The 1,596-nt window shown below is 40.9% G+C and carries 1 protein-coding gene; it reads right to left on the bottom strand.

Going from position 1 to position 1,596, the window contains the following annotated elements:
- Nucleotides 1–193 precede the first annotated feature (193 nt).
- Entirely contained in the window at nt 194–1,375 is a 1,182-nt protein-coding gene (locus AC5590_RS30410; RefSeq protein WP_169268982.1) for a hybrid sensor histidine kinase/response regulator, read from the bottom strand.
- Between the last annotated feature and the right edge of the window lie 221 nt (nt 1,376–1,596).

Genomic DNA, 1,596 nt, shown 5'->3' with positions numbered 1-1,596 from the left:
GATCATAATGTAAAGCAATAACTTAAATAGGTGGCTATAGTAGCAAACAAAGCCGATAATAAAGCCAACAGTCTACCTTCGCGATCTGCCGCTATGCTGCAGCTAACCTATCGCCGGATTGTCTTGGAAGCCAACACTCACTTTTGAGCAGGAGTGTAGGAGATGTCACTATATTAATACGCCTAACTTCCAGTTAAATTGAGGATCGCTTCGGTAAAGTTACTATAACCCTCGTTCCTTTTCCCATCTGACTTTCTAAAGTAATATCACCGCCATGTAACTCTACGCAAATTTTCGCAATAGCAAGACCTAAGCCTGTTCCAGGAATTGCGTCAACGTTACTCCCACGACAAAAAGGTTGAAATAAATTTTTTTGTTCTCTTATTGGTATACCAATACCTTCGTCTTTGATGTCAAAGATAACTTGTGATTCACCCCCAATTAGATGGAACTGTATACTACCCCCATCTGGGGAGAATTTAATCGCATTGGACATTAAGTTGACAAAGATTTGCCGCAAAAGTCGTCCATCACCCCAGAAGCCTTTGTAATTTCCACTTATCTCATAAACGAAATGATGGCTATCGCTTAATTTTTCCTGCTGCTCTTCTATCAAGCCAGAAAAAAAGTGGTACAAGTTGAGTGGTTGTGGCTTAAACTGCGCTTTGTTTAATTCAAACTGGTTAAACACAAGCAAGTCATCGACTAGTTTAGCCATGTAGCGAGCTTTGTGTTCAATAATTTGTAGAAACTTTTGTTGTTTACACTCATCTAGCTTCTCGCCATATTGCTTGAGGGTGGATGCTGCTGTCAGAATAGAAGATAACGGAGTTCGATACTCGTAAGAAACTGTTGCAATGATTTGGGATTTAAATGCGTTAAGTTTTTGCTCGTTTATAAGAGCTGCTTGAGTTTGAGCAAGCAACTCTGCTTGTTGGATAATGAGGCGCTGTCTTTCCTTGGTTTTGGTGAGTACGCTTTGCAACTGGGAGTGCTGAATCACATTGCGGACTGCTAACTGCAACACATCCGGTTTAAGATGTTGCTTGACCAAGTAATCTTGAACACCCTTTTTCATAGCTTGTACAGCGACCGCTTCATCACCTTGCCCTGTCAGCATAATTACGGGTGCATTTGTGTCAGATATTTGCTGTGTGAGATGATCAAGGATTTCTAATCCAGTCATATCAGGTAGGTTAAAATCCAGCAGAATAACATCGCACAGTATTTTTTGGCACAAGGCAAGTGCGTCCTTTGCAGAGTCTGCTTCCAAAATCTGATAAGACTGATGAGGATCTTTTAAAAGGTATCGCCGATAGATTCTTCGATCCTCTGCACAATCATCAATGATGAGTAGCGTCCTGGTGTCTGACATAAAAGGATGAACGAGACTTGTTGCATTTGTTCAACAAGCTTTTCATCTATCATAAGATTTTTAACAAAAGTTTAAACAAATAAAAATTTTAATTTGAATGATTTATGACTTATGACTCAGAAGGGGTGTAGGGGTGTAAGGGTGTAGGGGTGTAGGAGAGCCACTGCCCTTCGGGTATCTCCTGCACAGACGCTACTTTGTAAGTCCCAAAGGGACACGCT

Origin of the sequence: Brasilonema octagenarum UFV-OR1 (assembly GCF_963888615.1) — a bacterium.
Taxonomy (GTDB): Bacteria; Cyanobacteriota; Cyanobacteriia; order Cyanobacteriales; family Nostocaceae; genus Brasilonema; species Brasilonema sennae.
Note: the sequence above shows the minus strand (reverse complement) of the source record. Positions and strands in the feature narration are given on the sequence as shown.